Origin of the sequence: Paenibacillus radicis (ex Gao et al. 2016) (genome assembly GCF_014641555.1) — a bacterium.
GTDB lineage: Bacteria > Bacillota > Bacilli > Paenibacillales > Paenibacillaceae > Pristimantibacillus > Pristimantibacillus radicis.
Map to the genome: position 1 here is coordinate 276,987 of NZ_BMHY01000004.1, position 24,671 is coordinate 301,657.

Genomic DNA, 24,671 nt, shown 5'->3' on the forward strand with positions numbered 1-24,671 from the left:
GATAAATCAGGCATAGTTATCGTATCTTACAATTTAATCTTAACATGCCGGTAACTTCGTGTCAAATGTTTTTCTCAATTTCATGGTTAGGAGAGATGTTCAATGAGTTCTTTGGTTCTTGGTTTTCAAGAAATGGATACAACACAGCTGTCTCTCGTTGGCGGAAAAGGATTAAATTTAGGGGAATTATCAAAAATTGAAGGCATACATGTGCCAGAAGGATTTTGCGTCACAACAACAGGATACCGAAAAGCCATCGAACTAGATGAAACGTACCAAGCTTTATTGGATCGCCTAACCATGCTAAAAGTAAAAGAGCGAGATCAAATTAGCGAAGTCAGCAGAAGGATACGCGAGGTCATTATGGGAGTCGAAATTCCTTCCGATGTTGTAATAGCAGTTACTCACTATCTATCGCAGCTTGGTGAAGAGCATGCTTATGCTGTACGTTCTAGTGCAACTGCTGAAGATTTGCCGCATGCCTCTTTTGCGGGTCAACAAGACACCTATTTAAATATCATCGGCCGTGAAGCCATCCTGCAGCATATCAGCAAATGCTGGGCGTCTCTATTTACAGATCGTGCTGTAACGTACCGTATACAAAACGGATTTCACCATAGGCAGATTTATTTATCTGTAGTTGTTCAAAGGATGATTGTTCCACAGGCTTCAGGGATTTTGTTTACCGCGGATCCGATTACTTCTAACCGGAAGATAATATCCATCGATGCCAGCTTTGGACTTGGAGAAGCATTGGTCTCTGGCTTGGTATCTGCCGATTGTTATAAAGTTCATGACGAGGAAATCGTCGAAAAACAGATAGCAGCTAAAAAAATAGCGATCTATGGATTGAAAGAAGGCGGAACTGAGACCCGTCAAATTGATCCTGATCAGCAAAAGGCTCAAACCCTTCATGAACAACAGATTTTACAACTAGCACACCTAGGAAGACAAATCGAAAAGCACTTTGGTTGTCCGCAAGATATCGAATGGTGTTTGGCTGATGATATCTTTTATATCGTCCAGAGCCGGCCGATCACGACTTTATATCCGATCCCTGAAGCGGCTGATCAAGCAAATCACGTCTATCTCTCTGTTGGTCATCAACAGATGATGACAGATCCCATTAAACCATTGGGATTGTCTTTTTACCTGATGATAACTCCTGCACCTATGCGCAAAGCCGGCGGGAGGTTGTTTGTTGATGTTGCACCTAGGCTCGCTTCACTTGTCGGCCGGGAAGCTTTATTAAAGACAATGGAATCGGATCCGCTTATTAAAGGCGCACTCATGACCATAATCGACCGAGATTTTATGAAATTGTTGCCAAATGATCAAACAGCACCGATTCCGAGCAGAAGTCATACAGATAGGCTTGCCCCATTCGTGAACGATCCGACAATCGTGACTGATTTGATTAAGCGCAATCAAGCATCAATAGCAGAGTTACAACAAAACATCCAAGCGAAATCGGGATCGGATTTGATTGATTTTATTGTGGAAGATATCCAGCAATTAAAGAAGATCTTATTTGACCCGCAAAGTACGGCTGTGTTTATGACGGCTATGAATGCTACATCATGGGTTAATGAAAAGATGAACGAATGGTTAGGCGAAAAAAATGCAGCAGATACGCTTTCTCAATCTGTGCCGCATAATGTCACTTCGGAAATGGGTCTGGCGCTGCTGGATGTCGCAGATGTGATTCGTCCTTATCCAGAAGTGATTGATTATTTGCAGCAGGCAAAGGACGATAACTTCCTCGATGAGTTGGTTAGGTTGAATGGAGGAAGGGAAACCCAAGAAGCTATCTCTAATTATCTCAGCAAATACGGAATGCGATGTGCCGGAGAAATCGATATTTCAAAAACTCGTTGGAGTGAAAAACCAATTACACTTGTCCCCATGATTCTTAGCAATATCAAAAACAATGAGCCTAACGCAGGCAAGCGAAAATTTGAGCAAGGACGCCAGGAAGCTCTGGATAAAGAAAAAGAGTTATTAGGCCGTTTGAAGCAACTACCGGACGGTGAAAAAAAAGCTGCGGAAACAAAACGAATGATCGACATAATACGGAATTTTATCGGTTATCGGGAATATCCCAAATACGGCATGGTTAGCCGCTATTTCATTTATAAACAGGCTTTACTGAAAGAGGCCGAACAGCTTGTACAAGCGGGCGTCATTCATGACAAAGAAGATATATACTATCTGTCTTTTGAAGAATTAAATGAAGTCGTACGTACGAATAAACTTGATGATCAGATTATCAGCAAACGAAAAGAAGAGTACCAATTATATGACAAACTAACTCCGCCGCGAGTCCTCACTTCTGATGGTGAAATTATTACTGGTACGTATGAGCGAGAAAATCTCCCACCAGAAGCGATTTTAGGTTTGCCTGTTTCCTCGGGCGTTATTGAGGGACGAGCACGAGTCATTTTGAATATGGAAGAGGCTGATCTGGAAGAAGGAGATATATTAGTCACCGCCTTTACAGATCCTGGATGGACAGCCTTATTTGTATCTATTAAAGGTTTAGTTACCGAAGTTGGCGGACTCATGACCCATGGAGCAGTTATCGCGCGTGAATACGGCTTGCCAGCAGTTGTTGGGGTGGAGAATGCGACCAAACGGATAAAAGACGGGCAACGAATTCGAGTGCATGGAACGGAAGGGTATGTTGAGATATTGTAAAAGCAGGACAGCAGCGGATCAGTGATCCGCTGCTGTTTTTTATTGAAGTATCGGGCAGGATAATTTCATGACTCTGCGAATATATACTATCAATTGTATGCATCTATCTCTGTGTTTCATGGCAGGAGTTGATATTCTGAGAGCCTTCATTAATTGGTTAAACCAAACTAGGATATGTTACTGCAATCAATGTAACACAGAAATTAATATTTACGCCTATAACTCTGGGGGATCATTAATATTATTCTGTGTAAACTGTAAGGAGTATTTTTATAGGGAAACAGAAGGCTCGCCCATAGTGAAATATATTGTGCCGGATGGACTTCTGAACATATGGAAAATGATTCCGGATAATAGTGAATATACAGGCATACCAATTAGTCAAGCTTACGAACCCAAGTGGATTAAAATTCTCCGTAAGTTATTGCGATAAATTAAAGCATTATGCAGCATGCTTGACTTAGACCCTACTCTAAGGAATTATTCGTCACGAATAAGACCGGTTACGCGGACGAGATGAATACCCGTCCTCAGACTATCGGCTATGCACTCAATGATTCGCCAGTTGCACTTGCGACCTGGATGTATGAGAAGTTTCATGAGTGGACGGACAACGATGGTCGTCCAGAGGATGCGCTGACCCGCGAGCAAATGCTGAATGACATTTCGCTATACTGGTTCACCGGCACTGGCGCATCCGCTTCACGTTTGTACTGGGAAGGTGTGGGTGCCACCATTCAAGGTCCGGAGTTCTTCTCGTCTGCCCGCTCTGGCGGCTGCCGTATTACCGTGCCGATGGGCGCGAGCCTATTCCCGGCTGAGACCTACATCCCGCCGCGCGAATGGGCCGAGCAAGTGTGGGAGAATCTTTTCTACTGGAATCATGTAGAGGCAGGCGGACACTTCGCCGCGTTCGAGGAGCCGGATATATTCGCCCGCGAGATGGCCGAGGCGTTCCGCCAGTTTCGCTTAAGCAAAATTAATGTTGACTAGAACACTATTTGCTTTATACTGGTAACAAATAGTGGAATGGTGGGATAAGTGCAGTGATGATGATGACGGTATTTCTGACGGAACTAAAAGGTTAATTAACCTAATAAGTACATGAGCGTGATAGGGGCACTCTGCTTATTTAAGTAGAGATAGATTTGCTATGTCATCGTTTATGTACTCCGTCATGAACCGATATCATCATCACTGCTTTCGCATGGAATGCTTGTTACAAGGTGTTGCCTTGTTTAGGCATTTCTTCGAATAGAAGCCGTGGGTGAACGATTGTTCATCTGCGGCTTCTTTTTGTTTCCATTCACTATTTGATTCATGCTAAGACAATCATGCAGTTAATTAATACTAGTCTATGACCCGCAACAATATAAAAAATAACATTGGGGGATTTTAAATGGAAAAATCACCGATTTTTTTCGTAACAGGGGCAAGTGGTTCAGGTAAAACAACGGTTACTCCAGATTTATATAAAATATGTTCGGAATTTATTATTTTGGATGTAGATTCCTTATATGGTCCTGGTCTAGAGGATTGGGATGTGATAGCTAACTTATGGATACGCATAGCAAATCAAATGCTACTCAATCAAAAATTAACTATCGTTTGCGGTACTTACATGCCGGCACAATTTGAAAATGCATATTTAAAAGAGAAGTTTACACCGTATTTCATTGGTTTGTTTTGTGATGATGAGACAAGAGAATATCGCTTGAAAAGGAGGGGATGGTCTGATGAAATGGTGCAGGATCACAAAGAGTTTAACAGTTGGATCATTCAGAATGCGGAAACAGCATTTGGTACCCCAATGCCTTTAATCAATACAAGTGTCGCTGAACCTAGCAAAGTTGCTGAAGATATTAAACATCATATTATGAGCATCATAGGCAGCAGTCAGCTGTTCTAATTAGCTGTGGACCGAATCCACATTAATCTTTTATAAAAAGGAGTTAGAGCGATGACAGCTTACAATAAACCGAATGTCGCCATCAACGATATTGAAAAAGTATTGCAGAATCATTTTGGACCAGGTGTGACTAAGATTACTCCACTGTTGGGCGGCAACTTGAGCAGCGTGTTTTCTTGCATGCTCGAAGAAAAAGGTTATGTAGTGAAATTCAGTGATTTAGAAGGAGCGTATGAGACGGAGCACTATGTATCGAAATTGCTGTCGGGACAGGGCATCCCTTTTCCTAAAAGTTTGGCGCTCGGAAAAATGGGCCAGTTCACCTATTCGATTATGGAGCGGGTAGAGGGGCGCAACCTATCTGATTGCACACTAGAGGAACAAAACCGCCAGTTGCCGGAGATTATAGACATCTTGACTAGAATGGCTGCAACGGATGTTGGAGCAACTAGAGGCTATGGCTGGATCGGGGCTGACGGTAACGGTTCCCATGCATCTTGGAAGGATTTCGTCGTTGCCGTAAATGCGGAAGATCAGACGGGGACGTTCTGGGAGAACTGGCACGAACTCTTCAGTACTTCTTGCTTGGAGAGAGACGTTTACGAAGAGATCTATGGCCGTTTAATGAACTACGTATCCTATAATGAAGCAAATAGAGGTTTTATACATGGAGATTTTCACCAGTGGAATATCTTGTCCGACGGAACACGGATTACCGGGATCATTGACGGGAATTGCATGTATGGCGATTCTCTCATAGACCTTGCCATTCTCGATCGGCATATGCCAAGGAGTGGAGTTGTTGAGGCATATCAGAGCTATCAAGAGAAAGGCGAAATGGTGATCCCTAATTTTAAGGAACGGTTAATGGGCGCCTATTATTTTAAAGGTCTCGACGGACTTCGTTTTTACGCGAAGATGGGAATGAGAGATGCCTACGTGGGCACTCGGCATTTTCTTTTAAATTTGAAAGCTTAGTAGCGAATAACACTGCGAAATAAAATGAAACTGCACTTTCTAGTTAGACGACTAGAAGGTGCAGTTTTTTTGGTTCTCAACCTGTAATTACCGATGTGCTGTTCGTTTCAGTTCGTAATCGAGCTGAGAATGGCTTGGATATCCAGCATCGGTGGTCGTCCGTATATACGTGCATATTCCCGGCTGAACTGGGACGGGCTCTCGTAACCTACACGAAAGGCAGCATCGGAGGCTTGTACGGTTTCCGTCAACATTAAACGCCGGGCTTCTTGTAGCCGCACTGTTTTCTGATATTGCAACGGACTCATTTCTGTAACTCGCTTAAAATGTTTGTGAAACGCCGATGTGCTCATATTTACGGACTTTGCAAGCTGATCGATCACCAGAGGACGGGCGAATTCCCGGTTAATCTGTTGGATCGCTTGGGCGATGTTATGTGCTTGACTGCCAATAATCGCGAATTGATGAATTTGCGCACCTTGTTCGCCTTGCAGTACCCGGTACAGAATTTCGCGAATGACGAGCGGCGATAGAATCGAAATATCCTCGGGTTCGTCTAGCAGCTTCATCAGCCGCACGAGGGCTTCAAGTAATGCGGGTGACGTACGGCTGACAGCTATGCCTCGACTGGCTTTCGAGGGTGCGGATGTAGAATGGCTAGTTTCTTTTACAATGTCTAATATAACGTCGGAGTCAAAGCTTAGTCTCAAGCTTAAATGCGGCTTCTCAGGCGAAGCAGCAAGAATTTTGCTGATAATCGGCAATTCGACAGAGATGACGAGGTAAGTCAAGGGATCGTATCTATAGTGTTCGTCTGCGAGTGCAGCGGATTTTGCTCCTTGTGCCACAACGCAAATTGATGGTTTATACACAGATTCAATGGGTTCAGACAGCTGTGCAGCATGCATCAGTGTCAAAGAGGGTACAGCAGTCTGAGTCGTACCGTTCGATGGAGCATGACGCCGGATCAAGAGCGCCAATTGCTGTAGGGCTTCCTCTATGCGCGTTGATTCATTTTCGTAATTCATAATATAGCGGGCTCCTGTTCAAGAAGGATGTATGTTGTTTTTTATTATATGGATACAGAAGAGAATTAGGCAAGCATCAGACAGGATTGATCTAACGGCGTCATACAAGCGCCTACTATAATGAAATTGCAAAGCCGGTTTCGGCTTGATAACTACAATTACAAGCAAACAAAGGGGCGAAGAGATATGAGTTTAAATGGGAAAGTTGCAATTGTTACCGGAGCATCTCGAGGCATTGGGCGTCAAGTGGCCATTCAATTGGCACAATCCGGCGCCAAGGTGGCCGTTAATTATTCTTTGAATAAGGAGAAAGCGGAAGAGGTTGTTCAAGTGATCGAGGATAACGGCGGACAAGCAGCAGCCATTCGTGCAGACGTGAGCCAGATATGCGAGGTCGAAGAATTGTTCGGGGAGACGATCGAGCAATTTGGACGGGTAGACCTTCTAGTCAATAATGCGGCCATTATGGAATGTAAGGCGATCTCGGAAGTGACGGAGGCGATGTTTGACCGGCAATTCGCAATCAATGTGAAAGGGACTTATTTTGCTTGCCAGCAAGCTATGAAGCATATGGAAAAGGGCGGAACAATCATCAACTTCTCGACCTCTGTGTCCGGCGCGATGCTTCCGACTTACAGCGTCTATGCGGCAACGAAAGGTGCAGTCGAGCAGTTGACTCGTCAATTGGCTAAGGAATTCAGTCCCAAGGACATCGTTATCAATTGCTTAGCACCCGGTCAAGTTTCGACCGAGTTATTCCTTAATGGAAAATCACAGGAATTAATTGATTCGTTCAGCCGAATGAACGCTTTTGGACGGCTTGGAGAGCCGGAGGACATCGCAAATGCTATTGAGCTACTCGTCAGTGACAAAGCACGTTGGATAACGGGACAGACGATTCGCGTAAATGGCGGTTTTAATTGAGTATTCCAATTACAAGTTTAGATCATACATGTTTTTTCTAATGCTGCAAGAAAGGAAAATAACCTTCATGTCAAGTACACTCAAAATTTACATTTTAGCAATTCTAAGCTTTCTTGTCGGTACTTCGGAATATGTAATAGCAGGGATACTTGATCGGATCGCAGCATCAACGGGTGTTTCTCTCGTCACGGCCGGACAGCTGATCACGGTCTTCTCGCTGGCATATGCCTTTGGCACACCCCTTGTGATGGTAATGACGGCGCGGATGGAGCGGAAAAAGCTGCTTCTCTTCGCGATCGGATTTTTTGTACTAAGCAATGCGCTTGCCTACGTACTGCCGGGGATTGAACTGCTGAATGCGTCCCGGATTCTAATGGGGATCAGCGCTGGGGTTGTCGTAGTCGTATCGATGACGATCGCGACAAAGGTCGCCCGGCCTGGTAAAGAGGGAAGTGCCCTGGCAGCAGTACTGATGGGCTTCACCGCTTCTTTGATTTTCGGAGTACCTCTTGGGAGGATCATGGCCACCGCCTACGAGTGGAAGGCAGTATTCGGAGTAATAGCACTGCTTGGTTTTGCAGCCATCTTTCTAATTGCGCTGCTGATTCCGCGGGTACAGGGGGAAGAAGTGGTCTCCCTGCGCCAACAACTGGCGTTGCTGAAGCGGCCTAGAGTGATGATTGTTTTATCTGTGACATTCTTCTGGATCATTGGATATTCGATCTTTTACTCTTATATTACGCCATTTCTGATGACGGAAGCCGGCATGAGTGACAGCGCCCTTAACACGATACTGTTCGTAATTGGCATAGCCAGCCTGATCGGCTCGCGCTCAGGCGGTTCTGCGACAGATAAATGGGGGCTTCACCGTGTGCTTATTATCGGGCTTATACTGAACGGTATTGCATTAGTTTTGATAGCCTTTGGCTTCCATGCTCCGGTACTGCTGATAGCCATGCTAGTTCTGTGGTCGATCGCTGTATGGTCTTTAGGACCGCCTCAGCAGTTGCATGTGATTACTATCGCTCCCGAATCGACAGGGATTATGTTGAGCTTGAACAGTATGATCCTTCAATTGGCGATGGCAGCCGGCGCTGGTATAGGAGGGCTGGTGGTTGAACGAATCTCGTTGCCTTCGATCACTTGGTTTGCCGCCGCTGCCATTGCTTTGGCATTCGTTGCAGCTAACGTATCACGACGAATGAGCAGCCGATAACCACAGTTGGAAAGGTATTGCATGATATAGAATAGAAAACCGCCCTATTCATGGCTAAAAGGCCGTGTTGAGGGCGGTTTTATTAGGTTACAGCTTTAGCATCTCGTCAGCATGCGGGCTTTCCTTAGCTTGGTTGCTTATTGCACGAATATCCTTAAGAGGCGGCAAGCCGAAGAATCGTTTGTATTCACGATTGAACTGCGTCAGACTTTCATACCCAACCTCTAATGCGGCTGAAGTGACATCCATATCATCAGTAAGCAAAATTCTTCGCGCTTCCTGTAGCCGGAGCTGCTTCTGATACTGAATTGGGCTCAGCGTAGTGACAGCTTTAAACTTGTGATGCAACGTAGAAGGGCTCATGCCGCCTGCTTGGGCAATCTCCTCAATAGTTAGGGCACGTTCATAATTTGTTTTTACATACTGAATCGCTTTGCTGATACCTGCCGCATCATGATGCAGCAGCATGTTGTTATAGAAGCGTGCGCCACCCTCATCAGTCAGCAGACGGTAAATCAGCTCGCGTTTGACGGCAGGTGCGAGAAAATCGGCTGCCTCACGATCTTCAGCCAGCTGCAGCAGCCGCTCCAGCACATGAAGGACTTCAAGTCCAGTCTTGCCAATAAACGCGCCTTCTGTCAGTTGATTCTCGCCGAAAGCTTTGAACTTGGCATCCAGAGCAACGGATGCAATCTCGTCCGTTGTAAAGGCAATTCGGATTGCCAGGTATGGCGCGATTTGCGTCGCATGGGTTACCTGGCCTTTGATTGGCATTTCGAGGTTGGATGCAATATAATCTCCAGCTCCATAGTTGTAGGTGCTATTGCGGTAGATTAATGTTTTACTGCCTTGAATGACTATACATATCCCTGGATTGAAGATGCCGTATTGAACAGTTGTTGGCTGGTCTGCTTTCAGCAGCGAAATAAACGAAATGCCGGTCTCACAGATACCTCGGGGAAAAGAGTAAGTATCGCAGAGCTGCAGCAGCCGCTGTAAAACAGCTGGAAATGGCTCGTTTTGATGGAGCATAGAATCTTCCTCTCTAAAGGCAAGCGCAGCATAGCAAGGTTTGCGCTTCTTGCCCCTATGTTATTGCGTATCGGAGTTTTAGGCAATAATCAGGCATAATCCGCCTATTTCCTCCATTATAATTGCATTATAATACAAGACACAAGGCCGCCGGACAGGGGCTTTCCACTAAGATAGCAGGGAGAGGATTACATGTCTAAAGTATGGTTAATTACAGGAAGTGGAAGCGGGTTAGGCCGAAATATAACTGAAGCTGCACTTGCAAAAGGTGAGCGTGTAGTCGCAACAGCCCGCAATATCGAGCAGTTGGATGATCTTGTTAAGCAATATGGCGATCAGATCCGTGTCGCTACGCTGGATGTGACAGTTGAGGAAGCCGCACAAGCGGCGGTTCAACTCGCACTGGATGCTTTTGGACGATTAGATGTCCTAGTAAACAATGCAGGTTATGGCGATATTCGTCCCTTCGAAGAAACAAGCTCCGAGGATTTCAAGAAGCTGATGGACACCTGCTTTTATGGTGTCGTATATCTGACGCGTGCGGCATTGCCAATAATGCGTAACCAACGCAGCGGGCATATTCTGCAGATTTCATCAGTCGGAGGACGATTGGCAACCCCGGGGAGTGCGGCCTACCATGCAGCCAAATGGGCAATTGGCGGCTTCACTGAGGCTCTCGCTATGGAAACGGCTCATCTTGGTATTAAGATCAGTGCACTTGAGCCTGGCGGAATGCGAACGAACTGGGTAAATCGAGCCATTCAACAACGCCCTCCAATGCTTCCAGATTACGAAGCATCAGTAGGACAGCTGCTCAAAATGATGGATGGCTTGCAAGGCCAGGAGAAAGGGGATCCGGTAAAGGTGGCAGAGGTCGTTCTTCAGCTGGCTTATGCGGATGAGCTTCCTGCACATTTGCTGCTTGGTATAGATGCTGTACAAGGTGCTCAATTTGCTGAAAAACAGCGTGCTGCCGATGCCGAACGCTGGTATGAAGTCAGCAGATCAACAGAATTTGAGTGAACGAATGGAAAGAAGGAGGCGTCGAACTGCGAAGGTTCGACGCCTTTAATTATTGCATGAGAGTGAAGTTGTCGCGTAATCGTCAGCGTTTATTTTACTCTGCTGACAGCAGCTGTTCTAATTTCTGATGATAAAAAGTCATTGCAAATTGAAGTTGAACCAAGTATTATGGATATTAAAGGTCTTTAATAGTTGCAATGAAGAAAGGAGAGGGTTGCCCTACGGAATTAAACGCATTCGGGAGGTCGGAACAGCAACGGCATCAATATTTTTGGAGAACATAAGATTTAGCCGCTGCAGAATGAGGCATGGCATTAAAGCCCTGCAGCGATTAAGCAACAAGCAGTATATTTTTTTATTTTAATTATGGATATTAAAGATCCATTGAGGTTTATTTAGAAGGTGAAAAAACAACTTTTGGATATGGTCATTACTGGCGGCGGGCCAGCGGGTTTAAATGCACCAGGCTATAGCAGCGGCTTCGATGGGCTCATTTATTGCTGTGGTCATAAATAATGAGCTAAATACAAAGGCTTGGGGGAAAAACGGATGATTGATTTAAACAATATGAAGCGCGGTCCGATCATGTTTGCACTTATTGTCGGCATGTTCGTGGCTGCTTTGAATGAAACGCTTATGGGCAATGCCCTCCCTGAATTGATGAAATCATTTGAAGTGTCTGCAGCAACGGCTCAATGGCTATCTACGGCCTACATGCTCGTCGTTGGCGTACTCGTTCCGGTGACAGCAATTCTGCAGCAATGGTTCACGACCCGGCAAATCTTTCTGTCGGCGATGGGGTTGTTCTTCGTCGGCACAGTTACTTCGGCGCTATCACCGGAATTCAGCGTACTGCTGGTCGGCCGAATCATTCAAGCGATAGGAACCGGTATGCTGCTGCCGCTTGTAATGAACGTAATCATGACCATCTATCCGCCGGAAAAGCGGGGAGGGGCTATGGGGATGTTAGGGCTCGTCGTCATGTTCGCGCCGGCGATTGGCCCGACGATATCGGGATTAATCGTTGACGGGCTTTCTTGGCGCTGGCTGTTTTACTTGGTCATACCGTTTGCGCTGCTCTCCGTTATTATTGGAGCCGCTGTTTTAAAAAATGTGTCGGAAGTAACCAAGCCGCGAGTGGACTTCTTATCCATCGTCTTGTCGACTATCGGCTTCGGCGGCATCGTCTATGGATTCAGCAGTGCCGGCGAGCATGGCTGGTCGGAGCCGGCAGTCATCTGGACGATCTCCGCGGGCGGTGCAGCCTTGCTGCTGTTCGTCTGGAGACAGCTATTGTTAAAGCAGCCTGTGATGGATTTACGTGCATTCCGTTATCCGACTTTTGCCCTTGTTGCGGTACTGCTATTTGTATTAATGATGACCTTTTTCTCATCGGCGATCATGCTTCCGATGTTCATGCAAGGCGTACTGATGGTAACCGCATTCAAGTCGGGTTTAATTCTCCTTCCTGGCGGGATTGTGAACGGGTTCATGGCTCCTGTTTCAGGGAAGCTGTTTGATAAATTCGGGCCTCGCGTTCTGGTTATCCCAGGACTGGCTATTGCCGTCATTTCGTTGTGGCAATTTACCCGTTTCGATGAATCCACGAGCACCGGCTTCCTCGTTGCCGTTCACATCGCGCTGATGATTGGCATCGCTCTAGTCATGATGCCCGCTCAGACGGCCGGGCTCAACCAGCTGCCAAGCCATCTGCATCCGCACGGGACAGCAATCTTGAATACGTTGCAGCAAGTGGCCGGCGCTATCGGTACCGCACTGTATATCAGCATTATGTCGGGCGGACAGAAGCAGTACTTGAGTGGAGCAAGCGATCCGCAGGCTCCGGGAGAAATCGTCAAAGGGCTCGCAGCCGGTATTAACAATGCGTTCTGGTTTGGTGTCATCATCGCGCTTGTTGCGCTTGTACTCGGTATTTTCATCCGAAAAGGGAAATCACAGGAGCATGAACAGGCTGCAGGATAACTCTATCTATCTGTAATCGAATCAATAATGCAAGGGCAATAAAAGAATGGGGGAATGGAGCAATGAGAATCGATGTTTGGTCGGATTTTGGATGTCCTTTTTGTATCATTGGCAAGAGAAAGCTTGAGAATGCTCTTGGTACATTTACGATGGGGGATAAAGTAGAGGTGGTATACCGCAGCTACCAGCTTGATCCTCATGCGCAAAACAGAACGCTAACTGTCCAGCAGCTTGCCCAAGAAAAGGGAATGACAGTCGAGAATTTAAAAGCCAAGCAAGTTCAAGTGGCTGAAATGATTAAAAGAGAAGCTGGACTGGATGTCAGCTATGATACAGCTAGTATAGCCAACACCTTCGACGGTCATCGTTTGGTTCATTTTGCAGCCGCAGCCGGAAAGGGAGCGGAGTTAACAGAGCGTCTTATTCGCGCTTATCTTGCCGAATCCATGAATATCGCCGATCATCGTGTGCTAGTTACCATTGGGAGAGAGGCGGGGCTTATTGAATAGGAGGTAGCAGAAATGCTTGAATCTGATGCTTATAAAGATGCGGTCAAAGCAGACATGGCCGAGGCGAAAAAGATGAATATTTCAAGCGTCCCTGCCTTTGTGTTTAATAACAAATACATGATCTCGGGTGCTCAGTCTGAGGAAGTTTTCATGAATATCCTGAATTTGATTTGGAATGAAGAGAAGGAGCTTCAAAAGCTGGAATTAGAGGGCCTGTCAAAAAATGACGACAGCTGCGCTGATGGTGTTTGCATGGTGTAATTTGGGTTCATTCGTCCAGGGTATCGTTTACTTGGACTTTTTTTTTTATTTTCGGAAATAAGCAGTACTTGAAAATACGTAACACATCCTGTCTGGATCTTAAAGTATAAGATTTGTAAGGGACAGCAGCTACATTGAAATTGAGCTATAATGGATGGTAAGCATAGTTCTATAAACAGTTAAGGAGTGACTCGCACTTATGAAAAGCGACTTTACAATAATAAATCCAGATATAATAGATGGGAATTATACGGTTAGTGTGGCAAAGAAAGAAGAAGCTGATGAAATCATGTCTCTTCTAATAGATACAGCTAAATGGCTGCAAAGCAAAGGATCTGATCAATGGAGCGGGCTGCTGAAAGGATATGACTCTCACGACACGGTAGGTTCAATTGAAAAAGAAGAAGTGTTTGTATGCAAGCATAACAATGAGATCGTAGGCGTCGTCATACTGAAACGTCAACCTAGTGAGTGGGATCTTGAGCTATGGGGAAGTAAAGCTTATGCAGATGATGAAGCCATTTATTTGCACCGGCTTACGATCAGCAGAAAACGTGCAAATTCCGGGCTGGGATCTGCGCTGCTGAATTGGTGTGATTCGGCTATAAGCTTCAGGGATAAGAAGGTAGTACGCTTAGACTGTATTGCCAGCAACCCTAAATTATTTGCTTTTTATGAGAGCAACGGATACGAATATATGGGGCAAGAAGGGGACTTCAAACTATTTGAGAAAAACGTATTTAATAACTAGAATAAATAGGATGGCAGCCGATTGTGGCTGCCATTTTTTATTAGTCTGGGAGCCGACAGAGTCGGGACATATTGCTGTCATGGAAGCCCCAGATAAAAATGTGTTTGTACTCGTTGGGCAATAAAGCGTTAAAGATCCCCATTTTTGAACTCTGGAAGATTAATGGCGTTAATAATGTAGTGACTAAGCTGAAGGCGACTATTGATTCTATCCGATCCGCACGGAGGCAGAATTAATTATCTATTCCTCTGCTTCTTTAACTGTTTTTGCGATTGAAATAAAATCACGAATGTAGCTCTCCAGAACACCTCTATCATGGGAGCAAAGCACAATATTGTTCGTAATCCGAACATCAATGACATCCACTATAGCTAATTCTCCCCGTTCGATGAATGGACTGGCCACCAGAGAAGATACAAAGCTGACGCCATAACCGGCGACTACAGCCTGAATGATTTCATTAATGCCATTAAATTGCAGTTCAATTTTGGGCAGTCTGACAGCTTGAAGGTCGCACACCTCTATGAGCTTCTTTCGGGTCGCACTGCCTTCCTCCCGCATAATAAACGGTTCTTTCACCATGTCTTCCAAAGAAATTTGCCTGTTGGCATACTTATGATTCGGCGCAACCACAAATTTGAATTCGTTTTGATACAACTCCATAAAGTGGAGGTGAGGTTCGTTATGATTGGTAATCTCGCTACTCCCAAAGATCGCGATATCTGACTCGTAATTCGTCAATTTTTCAAGAGCTGCTTGTGAATTCACGGTTGTAATTTCCACTTCTACTTGCGGATACCTTTGTTTGAATAGGGAAGCCCACTTGGGGATTAGAAAGCTGGTCGCCAGATAATTTCCAGAGATGCGAAGCTTACCCTGCGGATGCTTATGATAATCCTCAATCATTGATTCGATTTGCTCTTCGAGGAGAAACAGCTTTTCAGTTGGTTTTAACAGCTTTTGACCAAAAGGGGTCAGAACTAAGCTTCTTCCTTTTTTCTCAAATAAGATGATGTTGTATTGCTTTTCAAAATTGCGAATTTGGGCAGAGATTGCAGGCTGACTAATGTTCAGTCTCTTGGATGCCTCGGTAACGCTCCCGGTAAGAGCAACGTTATAGAACAGCATCAAAGCATGCAGATTGATCATCAATTCAATCACCTTCTATATATTTTATTGATATATAATATAAAACTTATATTTTTATATTATACATTGCGGCCGTATACTTCAATTACATAAAAAAGGAGGGTAACAGGATGACAGCTACTACCATCTATTTCGTTAGACATGGCCAGACTCAGTGGAACTTGGAACAGAAAATGCAGGGTCATATGGATTCACCATTGACACCAGAAGGAAGACGACAGGCTGCCCGACTGGGTGATCGCTTACAGATGGTTAAGTTTGATGCGATTTATTCGAGTCCTAGTCCAAGAGCGTTAACAACGGCTCAGATTATTTCTGGAAGCACAGCAGATAACATCATGAAGTTAGATGAACTGAAGGAGATTCACATGGGGGTATGGGAGGGACAAAGTGCACCCGCCATACAGAATGAGCATAGTGGGGAATGGGAGCATTTTTTCAAAGCCCCTCATTTATACCGTCCAACAGGACAGGGAGAGACCTTTTCGGAGCTGCTGGATCGGACGATAACAGCTGTGGAAAAAATTCTGCAGGACTGTAAAGGAGAAACCGTTCTGGTCGTAAGCCACCGTATGACTTTAAAAACGTTAATGAACCACTACTCGGGAATGCAGTTGAGTGATATGGGGGATTTGCCGGATGTTCCTTCCGCGAGCTTAAGCAAAATTGTGTTTCATCATTCAGAACCAACCATTGAGTTGTATGGGGACAGCTCTCATTATTAAGCGATAGCAGAAGCAATACTATATAGCTTTGGATCTGATAGAGGGGCGCAAAGCCTCTCTTTTTTTGCTTTTTTCGAAAGTGATGAATAACGACATCGTATTTTATGGTACATTTTACATGTGAAACTATAAAATGCATGGGAGGGATTAGTTGTATGGAAGTATGGGTTCCATATGAGAAGGTTAGAAATCACCCTCCTGATTTTAGAATAAGATATCGAATTCATTCAGAAGAAGAGGGCGGAAGAAAAAATCCTGTGTTTCAAGGCTTGCGTTGTGATTTTGCATATGACTTAGACGACATCAGCGAAACGAGCATATTCGCCATTCATCCTGAATTTGAAGATGGATACGGAAACATTATTCTCGATAGAAATCTTCCGGTGCCTAAACAAGGTACTGCGAACATGTGGATACTAATCCCCGAGATGAGACGGGAAGTACATATACATCGAATTAATGTGGGTGTCGTTGGTTATTTTATGGAAGGCCCAAGAAGAGTGGGGCAGGTTGAGGTAATTGAAATTATTGGTTTGAACACGAATGCGGAGACGTTAAGGTGAAGACTGTCTTTTGCATACAACAGATGAAACAATTTATGTTAATTGGAATGGATGCTATTTATCACGAACACTGTCATTTCAAAGATGAATCATATGAAATAAGCAAGTTAGAGGAGTGTAGTCTAGTCCATGAAAACAATAGGTCTAATCGGTGGAATGAGCTGGGAGTCATCGTTGCTTTATTACCAAATCATCAATCAGCGTGTGAAAGAAAAGCTGGGAGGACATCATTCTGCAAAGAGTCTTATGTATTCAGTAGATTTCGATGAAATCAAAACGCTTCAACACCAAGGGAAATGGGATGAAGCTACAGAAATGATGATTGATTCGGCACGTCGACTGCAAGCGGGCGGGGCTGATTTTATCATTATATGTACCAATACGATGCACAAGATGGCAAAAGAAGTGCAGGAATCGACCGAGATACCGTTGCTTCATATTGCCGACCCAACAGCAAATGCTATTGTGAAGGATGGAATTAGAAAAGTGGCGCTGCTGGGCACAGCTTTTACGATGGAGCAAGATTTTTACAAGGGCAGACTTGTTGAAAGGTTTGGACTTGAGGTTATAGTTCCTGACGAAACGGATCGAATGATCATCCATGACATCATTTATAAGGAGCTTTGTCTTGGAATCATTAATGATGAATCCAAACAAACTTATTTAAATATCATTAATAAGCTTAGTCAACAGGGAGCAGAGGCTATCATTCTTGGATGCACCGAGATCTAGGCTTATCCTGAATCCACCAATAGAAACCATTCCTCGGCAATGTATCATCAAGATTTATGGGGCTCTGATTAATTACAGCTTGTTCTAAAACTTCTTTTGGAACAAGCTGTCTGCCGTTAATGAACCCTCGGTTCAGGTGAAAGTAGCCCCACAAAGCCAATTCACGAGCACTTACAAAAAGATTCGTTTCTCCGCCTTGTTCCCCAGCATATTCCTCATTTAACCATAACAAATTCTCTTCTTTATTCTTGCACCAGCCTGTATCTATGAAATTACATGGTTTGAAAACATATTGCTTCATAACTTCGGAAAGAGGTGCATTATATATCTTGCGTATCAATCGGATAAGCATATTAGTTCCTACGTTGTTATACGTCCAGCCCGTTCCCGGCTGGAAAAGCTTTTCGTGATCATTTTTAAGTCCATGAGTATGCGTTAATAAATGTCTGATTCTAACTCCTTTCACTGCATCCAGGTTCAAATCATCCAAGTAATCGGAAATGTAATCATCTATGCTGGAAAGCTTATTTTGGTATAATGCTAGGCTAATCGCAAATCCAATATAGGACTTTCGTACAGAAGCGACATTAAAACGAGTTGAAGGTATTACTGGTTGTAACATTGAATTAGATTCATAAGAGCCAAAATAGTTTTCAGAGACGATCGTGTCATGATGAATAATGAATGTAGCGGCCGCTGAACATGAAATCTGGTTTTTTATTTTAACTACATACTCATTAAGTTCCCTATATTTATCGCTATTTGTCTTTTCTAATTGTATCCACATTATTTCATTTCACCCCTGATTGTTTATCGATTATTACCCACAAAAATGATATCATTTTCTGGAAGAAATGGTCAAACAGTGAAAACGGGCGTTCGTTTTTTTTGTCCATGCAATAAATAAAGGAGTGATTCATTTCGTGCTAAACAGCAGAATAATAATTGTTGATGGTATGCCGGGTTCAGGTAAGTCAACAACAGCGGAGTTCATTTCAGAAAAACTAAACGCTATGAATTTTGACCATACACTCTTCCTTGAAACAAGCCCCAATAACCCGTTATTTATAAACACACCAGCTATTGTCTCTTTAAGTACGGATGATGAGGCCGATGAATTTACGACTAAGGTTACTGCTCGATATGCTGATTTTGTTGAAAGGTATAAAGAACAGCAAACAGTAATTATTATAGAGAGCCTAATCTATCAAGGCATTCTAAGTGTCGCACTTTTCAAAGGTATGCAAGAAAACAAAGTCAAGGCACTTGCAAAACGTATCATAGAGATTTTGAAAGAGGGCATGAGCCCAGAAGTTGTTTTTTATTTTCAAGAGGATGCTGAAAAAAATTGGAGAAGAATATGTGAGGTTCGTGGACCAGAGTTTGCTAAAATTTGTGGTTTACATACCGATGAAGATTTTAAAAGAGCTGCTCAAGGCTGGTCTTATACCCAAGATATTTTTTGTGAATTACTAAATGAATGGAATATCCCTTCAAAAATAATTAGAAACAGCGATTATTCTTGGGATGAATATTACAAAGGAATAAGTAATTTTTTGCGTCTTGAGAAATAAGCTTAGAAAATTTGGAGAAACAACTAAACAAGGTGGTGGTTCCTTTAATCAACCTAAGGAATGTTGTCTGAATGTATGTGGGCAGATGAAGCAAGAGTTCATGCCGAGCTAATTAAGTATCTAGAAGATGACACTAGAGAACTTTTTGGCAGGTTCTTAAATGGTGAGCTAGTGGGATTAATTGGGCTTATACTCGGCACAAAGGGAGAAGTAGAGGTAAAGCACATAGCTATAAAGCCAAATTATCGCGGTAAAGGTATTGGAAGACTGTTGATACATGACTATATGAAAACCAAAGATATAGTTAAAATAAAAGCTGAAACGGATAAAGATGCTGTGGGGTTCTACAGCAAGCTTGGTTTCTCGATAATGAGCTTAGGGGAAAAATATCCTGGCGTAGAGCGATTCGAATGTACGTTATTGCGACATAAAGAATTGAGCTAAAGGATCTTAAGAAATAAAGGCAGCCGGTCATAACGATCGGGTGCCTTTATTTTATTTAATGATCTTCATTTTCTTTCCCAATGTCATCTCGATCTATGTCTTATGTTAAGCTATTTCTACTCATTGCTTGAAGAAAGGGAGGATAACAATGGATAAGACAAGTCAAATTACGCATGATTTTAAAAGAAATCAGGATGTGCTTGCGGCCATCGGAAATGAGACACGCCAATCGATATTGATTGCTCTGGCTCAACAGAGCTTAGGCATGCGAGTAGGGGAAATTGAACGGCTTACCCATTTGTCTCGTCCTGCTATATCTCATCACCTTAGAGTACTAAAGGATGCCGGCATCGTTGGCGTTCAAAGAGAAGGCACAAAAAACTATTATCGGCTAAATGCTAAAAACGCAATGCTGGATTTACGAGGCCTGATTGATCAGGTTTTGCTGCTATGCGACTAAAACGCATGAATCCTAAGTTCAAAGGAGAATACAAATGCGTCCGTACTTTGAGATAGTTAATGGCGTTAAAATTCCTCGAGTGGGGTTTGGTGTCTATAAAATCAAACAAGATCAAAACTTTGACAAAACCATAATTGAAGCGATTCAAGCCGGATATCGTCATTTTGATACGGCTCGTATTTACGGCAATGAAGAAGCATTAGGCAATGTAATACGTAATAGTGGTATTGCTAGAGAAGAATTTTTTCTAACCTCTAAAGTGTGGACAACTGATTTGGGGTACGAAGAAACATTACGGGCTTTTGAGAAGAGCTGCAGGAAACTGAATACAAGCTATCTTGATATGTATTTGATTCATTTTGCCGGTCCCCGTTTTATTGAATCTTGGAAGGCAATAGAGAAATTATATACGGAAGGCAAAATAAAAGTGATTGGTACAGCCAACTTTGAGATCGAGCATTTCGAGCAATTAAAGAAGCAGACAAAGATAATGCCGATGATTAACCAAATTGAGACACATCCCGGATTTCAACAGCAAAAGCTGCGTGAATATATGTCGCAGCATCAAATTTTGCATGAAGCATGGGGGCCATTGGGGCAGGGGAACAAGTCTTTGCTTGAAAATGAGACGCTACAAAAGATTGCAAACCGCCATCAGAAGACGGTTGGGCAAATTATTTTACGCTGGCATTTACATCGTGACACCATCGTCATACCGAAATCTTCGAATCCCCGACGGATTAAGGAAAATATAGATGTATTTGTTTTTAGTTTGAGCGAAGAGGAGATGGGGCAAATCGCTGCATTAGACAGTGGAAAAAGATATGCTGTAAATCCAAAAGGATTTCAAATCAATCCGATTTATGTAGGACTAACAAAGCTATTCTTAAAGTAGTACAGATTGCCTTAGTAGAGCGAGACGATCTCATTGCATAAAACGACAAGAAAACAGACAAAGGGCAGCGAAAACGCTGTCCTTTTTTGTCGTTCGAGCGATATAATAAAATAGGAATATCGTGGGATTCCTAGTAGAATGATGTGCTAGAGACGGTTAATAAATGGAGTGATTCGTGCGTGGCGAAAGGTATGGCAACAACAAGAGGTCTTGATCAAATGCTGATTGAAATCGGACTTGATGAACTAACAGTTGCAGGCATCGTACAATACATCGAAGGGGCGGGAAATGTGCCGACTGGGTTGCCGTCAATCACATTCCGGAACCATGATCGGGACGGTATCGGGCGAATCTGGACTCATTTTCGAAAGCTTCATATAAAGGGTATTGAACCGGAACAAATAGGAAAAATGCTGACTGTTATGCTCCATATTGGCAGAAAATCATTTCTTGAAGCCAGCTGTGGATATGTAGAGGATGTCCTTTGGCGAAGAGGATGCTTAACGATGGTAAGCAGTTACGATATTCCGCTGGAAATCGTATGGGAATGGTTTCTTGAGCATCACGAATTATCGAAGCGCTTGGAAGAACACCGAATCACTTTTCTCGATCAAGTCGCGCGAATAGAACCGGCATTAATGCAAAATCAAGCACAGCAATTAAGCAGCTTCGATGAATTAATCATAGCAGTCACCCTTTCGAAGGCGGGGCAATTAAGCTCCGATACAGCAAACCGTTTTGAGCAGGCGTTCATCCAATGCATTGAGCGTGAGCTTCAATTGGATCATCAAACGTCATCACTCGCTATTTCAATTCTGCATGCGATACTCAGTGATGCTGATAGTGCCGCAATCAAATTGCTCATGAAAGAAGTGAAATGGGGCTACATCGATCGCGATCGATGGTTACATAAGGCGGTCTATTTGGCTGGGGTAACAGAATCGTACACCCCTTTTTCAGAGTCGTTCATCCGTTTTCTCATCTTGTGGGATCTTTCATTCTTCTACACGGTCTACTCCGCAGCCATTCCGGAAAGGTATGAAGAACGACGTCTGCGGATTTCCGAGTATTATGAGCGATACGGTTTTCCGCGAGAGGTTTATATTAGCGAGCTATCAAATCATTACGATCATCAAGATCTGCTTCGAGCTGAACTACTCAGAGATCGAGCTTGCTATGAACGAGCAATCTTGCGCTCTTCCAAACTTGAGACGCTGCATCTCTGCCAAATACTTTGGGAAATCGACGATGAACATCCTTATTTGAAACATATGGAGGAGCAATTTCTGTTTAAGATAGAGGAAATCTTGCAAACCGAGCAATTAACAGCAGAGGAATTGCATCTGAATATGGCCTATTTTCGGGGAGATCAGCTCTCCTCTGAATTGAAAGAGATATGGAGTGGTTATAAAAAGAATGGCTTGTCATTCCGCGGTTTGTACATCGCTCAACATCTATTGCAACATTCTTTTCTCTTTAACCGTGTCATCTGTTTTCTTGCGCATACGGATGAAGATACGTTAATAATTTTGTGTAGGAGGTCCTTGGAGCCGCAGATGCTGCCCTACAGCTTCTTCGTCGAGGCTTATACGCAAGAGGGCGGAGCGATGCAGGATCTGATGCCTTATATCGTTAATACGGCTCAAATTGAACGTGCTCATATCGATGAGATGGCTTGGTACCAGCTTACGTTAGCTTATGTTGAAGAGAACATGGCTGAACTCAGCAGCTATTTCATTGCTTATTTGCATACGCAAGTGAACACGCCTCAAGCAAAATCTTTCGTTCTTACTCTGCTCATGACGCATGACGTACAGAGGCACGCCGGAATTGTTATTCCTTATTTAGCGGACGACAGCAAACTGGTTAGGAACAAAGCGGTTGTACTTTTGTCGTCCAGCACAGATCAGGCAGAAGCCATCCTGCCGCTGCTTGCCCATAAGAAACCAGCCGTTCGCGAGAGCGTCGTACGTCTGCTGAGTCAATGGGATAGCGAAATGGTCAGAGAAGAGCTGCAAGCGTTGTATAAGCGTGAGAAGAACGCCAAAATCAAAGAACTGATAGCCAATGCACTGCAAGATCAGCTGGGAATACCCTTTCAAGACGAACGGTCAGTTTCTGCCGAAATTAATACTGTTCATCTAAACTGGCTTGAGCACGAGACGCTCCCCCGGATACGATTACGAGCATCTAATGAGCTTGTCGACGAAACAGTAACGTATGCAATCTTGAATGCCTATGCTGTTCAAGAGGAAATCAATCGCAACTGGAAGGCTATGGAGCTAGCCGCCCCGCTAAGAGCAGAGGATCTGTCTATGCTGGCCGACGAAGTGCTGCAGCGGTGGCTTGGCAAGGGAGCGCCTGCGAATAGAAAGTGGGTAATGGCCTTCGCGGCCGCATTCGGCGATGAGCGTGTCGTACTTGCACTTCAAGCACGTATCCTGGCATGGCCGCTCGAATCGCGCAGCGCAATCGCATGTGAAGCCGTGAAGGCACTGCTGTTGTCTCCGTTAGATTCGGCGCTGCTGTTTATTGATCAAATCTCACGCAAATTCAAATTCAATCAGGTGAAGCAAGCGGCTGTCGCTGCATTCAGCCAAGCAGCAGGGATAGCAGGCATCACTACAGAGGAGCTCGCAGACCGGGTTGTTCCACACTTGGGATTTGATGCAAAAGGGTGCCGAACCCTCGATTACGGTTCAAGACAGTTCACGCTGCAATTGATGCTGAATCAAGAAATTCGCATGACAGACGGAAGCGGTAAGATCTACAAAACTTTGCCCGCTCCCGCTGCTGCGGACGATGTGGACTTGGCTGCGGCAGCTTTAATGGAAGCTAAGCAACTGAAGAAACAACTCAAATCCGTCGTAGAGTCTGTTAAAAATCGGTTAGAGCAGTCTTTTGCAACGAGAAGACGTTGGACTTACGTCGCCTGGCACAAGCTGTTCGTGGACAATCCGGTTATGCATGTTTTTGCATCAGGACTCGTATGGGGCGTGTATGTGGACGAAGTGGTTACAGCCACATTTAGAGTTACAGAAGACGTCAGCTTCACTTCTGAGGACGGAAATAAGGTTGTTTTATCGGAGGGAGATTTCATCGCTTTGATCCATCCTCTGGAACTGGAAGAGGGTGCAAGAAAGCGATGGATTCAACAGCTTGCGGATTATGAATTGAAGCAGCCTCTGCTTCAATTGACAAGAAATACGTTTACTGTATTAAGAGAAGAAGAGAACGCCTTGAACATCATGCGCTTTGCGGGAGTCACGATCAATGGCTTATCGCTTCTTGGCGGGCTCACTAGATTCGGTTGGTCGAAAGGCTCGATTCTGGATGGCGGCTCTTATATTGAGTTTTACAAAGAGCATGAATCCATGGGTATCGGCGTACAGTTGGCCATCAGCGATCTTGCCGTCGGGATGGAAGACGAGACGGTCACAGTTTATGAAATGGATTTTTACAGTGCTGGCAAGGTTACACGCGGAAGCTACATTTATAGTGAAATCAAGGATGAAGACCGCATTCTTCCGATCAATGTTCCGAAGTCACTGTTCAGCGAGCTGTTATTTGAAGTGGACGCCGTTCTCGTAAAGCGGCTTGGTTTCAACGAAGATTGGCAATTATATCGAACATAATCAGCAAGTTGTTAAAAATAAACCCGCTTCTTATAGAAGTATCAGCGTGTAGAGAAACCCACGGTATTCAAAAACGTAGGGTTTCTCTTTTGCGTTGTAGGGATTTCTTTCCTAATCAATCCGATTTATGTAGGACTTACGAAACTCTTTTTAAATAAGTAGCATGCTGCGGCTGCTCCATAT

At 44.1% G+C, this 24,671-nt stretch carries 21 protein-coding genes and 2 pseudogenes; 19 read left to right on the plus strand and 4 right to left on the minus strand.

Annotation, left to right across the window (positions count from 1 at the left end; all coding sequences use genetic code 11):
* The first annotated feature begins 102 nt into the window (after positions 1 to 102).
* The 4 genes from ppsA to IEX98_RS12920 all read left to right on the plus strand — a co-directional run bounded on the left by ppsA (position 103) and on the right by IEX98_RS12920 (position 5,584).
* Positions 103 to 2,697, plus strand: coding sequence for a phosphoenolpyruvate synthase (ppsA, locus tag IEX98_RS12905; protein WP_188889597.1), 2,595 nt, complete (start codon positions 103 to 105; stop codon positions 2,695 to 2,697).
* Between the two features lie 516 nt (positions 2,698 to 3,213).
* Complete coding sequence (locus tag IEX98_RS12910) at positions 3,214 to 3,690, plus strand: hypothetical protein (protein WP_229692162.1); 477 nt, start codon at positions 3,214 to 3,216, stop codon at positions 3,688 to 3,690.
* 406 nt (positions 3,691 to 4,096) lie between these two features.
* Positions 4,097 to 4,606 carry an AAA family ATPase gene (locus tag IEX98_RS12915; RefSeq protein WP_188889598.1) on the plus strand — a complete coding sequence of 170 codons (510 nt, stop codon included), beginning with the start codon at positions 4,097 to 4,099 and terminating at the stop codon, positions 4,604 to 4,606.
* 51 nt (positions 4,607 to 4,657) lie between these two features.
* A complete protein-coding gene (locus IEX98_RS12920; protein WP_188889599.1) occupies positions 4,658 to 5,584 on the plus strand; it encodes an aminoglycoside phosphotransferase family protein in 927 nt (308 codons plus the stop codon).
* Positions 5,585 to 5,691: 107 nt separating this feature from the next.
* Here the strand turns inward: IEX98_RS12920 and IEX98_RS12925 are convergent, their stop codons facing one another.
* Complete coding sequence (locus tag IEX98_RS12925) at positions 5,692 to 6,612, minus strand: AraC family transcriptional regulator (RefSeq protein WP_188889600.1); 921 nt, start codon at positions 6,610 to 6,612, stop codon at positions 5,692 to 5,694.
* A gap of 186 nt (positions 6,613 to 6,798) precedes the next feature.
* Between IEX98_RS12925 and IEX98_RS12930 the strand changes: the two genes are divergently transcribed.
* Complete coding sequence (locus IEX98_RS12930) at positions 6,799 to 7,536, plus strand: SDR family oxidoreductase (RefSeq protein WP_188889601.1); 738 nt, start codon at positions 6,799 to 6,801, stop codon at positions 7,534 to 7,536.
* A gap of 67 nt (positions 7,537 to 7,603) precedes the next feature.
* Complete coding sequence (locus IEX98_RS12935) at positions 7,604 to 8,752, plus strand: MFS transporter (RefSeq protein WP_188889602.1); 1,149 nt, start codon at positions 7,604 to 7,606, stop codon at positions 8,750 to 8,752.
* Positions 8,753 to 8,839: 87 nt separating this feature from the next.
* On the opposite strand, the gene IEX98_RS12940 is transcribed toward IEX98_RS12935, so the two are convergent.
* Positions 8,840 to 9,784 (minus strand): AraC family transcriptional regulator, encoded by a 945-nt coding sequence (locus IEX98_RS12940; protein WP_188889603.1) that lies wholly within the window; start codon positions 9,782 to 9,784, stop codon positions 8,840 to 8,842.
* Positions 9,785 to 9,976: 192 nt separating this feature from the next.
* Between IEX98_RS12940 and IEX98_RS12945 the strand changes: the two genes are divergently transcribed.
* The 5 genes and pseudogenes from IEX98_RS12945 to IEX98_RS12970 form a co-directional block, all read left to right on the plus strand.
* Positions 9,977 to 10,807, plus strand: a complete 831-nt coding sequence (locus IEX98_RS12945; protein ID WP_188889604.1) for an SDR family NAD(P)-dependent oxidoreductase — start codon at positions 9,977 to 9,979, stop codon at positions 10,805 to 10,807.
* A 549-nt stretch (positions 10,808 to 11,356) separates the two neighbouring features.
* Positions 11,357 to 12,790 carry an MDR family MFS transporter gene (locus IEX98_RS12950; protein ID WP_188889605.1) on the plus strand — a complete coding sequence of 478 codons (1,434 nt, stop codon included), beginning with the start codon at positions 11,357 to 11,359 and terminating at the stop codon, positions 12,788 to 12,790.
* Between the two features lie 62 nt (positions 12,791 to 12,852).
* Positions 12,853 to 13,560: pseudogene (locus IEX98_RS29155) on the plus strand (DsbA family oxidoreductase).
* A gap of 199 nt (positions 13,561 to 13,759) precedes the next feature.
* A complete protein-coding gene (locus IEX98_RS12965; protein WP_188889608.1) occupies positions 13,760 to 14,311 on the plus strand; it encodes a GNAT family N-acetyltransferase in 552 nt (183 codons plus the stop codon).
* 52 nt (positions 14,312 to 14,363) lie between these two features.
* Positions 14,364 to 14,435 (plus strand): annotated as a pseudogene (locus IEX98_RS12970) (VOC family protein); the annotation flags it as partial.
* 116 nt (positions 14,436 to 14,551) lie between these two features.
* Here the strand turns inward: IEX98_RS12970 and IEX98_RS12975 are convergent.
* Entirely contained in the window at positions 14,552 to 15,460 is a 909-nt protein-coding gene (locus IEX98_RS12975) for a LysR family transcriptional regulator (protein ID WP_229692180.1), read from the minus strand.
* A gap of 110 nt (positions 15,461 to 15,570) precedes the next feature.
* Between IEX98_RS12975 and IEX98_RS12980 the strand changes: the two genes are divergently transcribed.
* The 3 genes from IEX98_RS12980 (at position 15,571) to IEX98_RS12990 (ending at position 17,480) form a co-directional block, all read left to right on the plus strand.
* Positions 15,571 to 16,185, plus strand: coding sequence for a histidine phosphatase family protein (locus IEX98_RS12980; protein WP_188889609.1), 615 nt, complete (start codon positions 15,571 to 15,573; stop codon positions 16,183 to 16,185).
* Positions 16,186 to 16,340: 155 nt separating this feature from the next.
* On the plus strand, positions 16,341 to 16,748 hold the full coding sequence (locus IEX98_RS12985) for a hypothetical protein (RefSeq protein WP_188889610.1): 408 nt from the start codon (positions 16,341 to 16,343) through the stop codon (positions 16,746 to 16,748).
* A 129-nt stretch (positions 16,749 to 16,877) separates the two neighbouring features.
* Complete coding sequence (locus tag IEX98_RS12990; RefSeq protein ID WP_188889611.1) at positions 16,878 to 17,480, plus strand: aspartate/glutamate racemase family protein; 603 nt, start codon at positions 16,878 to 16,880, stop codon at positions 17,478 to 17,480.
* Here the strand turns inward: IEX98_RS12990 and IEX98_RS12995 are convergent.
* Positions 17,455 to 18,267 carry a serine hydrolase domain-containing protein gene (locus tag IEX98_RS12995; protein ID WP_188889612.1) on the minus strand — a complete coding sequence of 271 codons (813 nt, stop codon included), beginning with the start codon at positions 18,265 to 18,267 and terminating at the stop codon, positions 17,455 to 17,457. The genes IEX98_RS12990 and IEX98_RS12995 overlap by 26 nt on opposite strands.
* Before the next feature lie 136 nt (positions 18,268 to 18,403).
* Between IEX98_RS12995 and IEX98_RS13000 the strand changes: the two genes are divergently transcribed.
* The 5 genes from IEX98_RS13000 (at position 18,404) to IEX98_RS13020 (ending at position 24,488) form a co-directional block, all read left to right on the plus strand.
* Positions 18,404 to 19,054 (plus strand): hypothetical protein, encoded by a 651-nt coding sequence (locus IEX98_RS13000; protein WP_188889613.1) that lies wholly within the window; start codon positions 18,404 to 18,406, stop codon positions 19,052 to 19,054.
* Between the two features lie 75 nt (positions 19,055 to 19,129).
* The gene (locus tag IEX98_RS13005; RefSeq protein ID WP_229692163.1) at positions 19,130 to 19,498 is read left to right on the plus strand and encodes a GNAT family N-acetyltransferase; all 369 of its coding nucleotides are present in this window, start codon (positions 19,130 to 19,132) and stop codon (positions 19,496 to 19,498) included.
* A gap of 148 nt (positions 19,499 to 19,646) precedes the next feature.
* Complete coding sequence (locus IEX98_RS13010; protein WP_188889615.1) at positions 19,647 to 19,958, plus strand: ArsR/SmtB family transcription factor; 312 nt, start codon at positions 19,647 to 19,649, stop codon at positions 19,956 to 19,958.
* Positions 19,959 to 19,992: 34 nt separating this feature from the next.
* The gene (locus IEX98_RS13015; protein ID WP_188889616.1) at positions 19,993 to 20,853 is read left to right on the plus strand and encodes an aldo/keto reductase; all 861 of its coding nucleotides are present in this window, start codon (positions 19,993 to 19,995) and stop codon (positions 20,851 to 20,853) included.
* A gap of 179 nt (positions 20,854 to 21,032) precedes the next feature.
* Entirely contained in the window at positions 21,033 to 24,488 is a 3,456-nt protein-coding gene (locus tag IEX98_RS13020; RefSeq protein WP_188889617.1) for a DUF4132 domain-containing protein, read from the plus strand.
* Positions 24,489 to 24,671: the final 183 nt, after the last annotated feature.